Annotated in this window: 1 protein-coding gene; it reads right to left on the bottom strand. The window is 38.0% G+C overall.

Going from position 1 to position 608, the window contains the following annotated elements; translation table 11 throughout:
• The coding region (locus ABNX05_RS26040) for a transposase (protein ID WP_349662340.1) at positions 1-521 on the bottom strand (521 nt) is incomplete at its 3' end.
• Positions 522-608 lie beyond the last annotated feature (87 nt).

The raw sequence follows: 608 nt of genomic DNA, 5'->3' as shown, positions 1-608 counted from the left end.
TCATCGTATAGCTGGTTTGACTTTTCAATTAGTCCGTTATGATATTTCTCAATCGACTTTTTCCACACGAATGTAAACTTGTTCGCATTCGCTTCAATCTTTGTTCCATCAATAAAAATAGCTTCCTGGTCAATTAATTCCCCTTGTACCAGCTGGCAGCGGAATTGAACGAAGCATTGACGAATTAACTCTTTTACGTCTGGTTGGACACGGAATCGGTTGATTGTGCGGTAGGTTGGTTCATGCCCTTGAGCTAGCCACATCATCCGAATACTGTCTTTTAAAAGCGCTTCAATTTTACGACCAGAAAAGACAGATTGCGTGTAGGCGCATAAGATAATTTTAAGCATCATGCGTGGATGGTAGGCAGGACAGCCCTCATTTCGAAGGAATGGTTCAAACGCTTCAGGCGGGATACTTTCGACTAAATGATGGACATGGAAGGCAATATCATTCTTTTGTAATTTTACTTCTAAATCTAAAGGCAAAACTAATTGATTCATGTTATAATCTTTAAACATAAGGATCCTTCTTTCTGTATAATTTGGTTGTGGTGACTTAATTTTATCAGAAGTGGTCCTTATTTTTTATGAAAAAATTTAAAGCCG

It is taken from the genome of Lysinibacillus zambalensis, assembly GCF_040183165.1.
Lineage (GTDB): Bacteria > Bacillota > Bacilli > Bacillales_A > Planococcaceae > Lysinibacillus > Lysinibacillus zambalensis.
The sequence above is the reverse complement of the archived record's forward strand: the minus strand, read 5'-3'. Positions and strand labels throughout refer to the sequence as shown.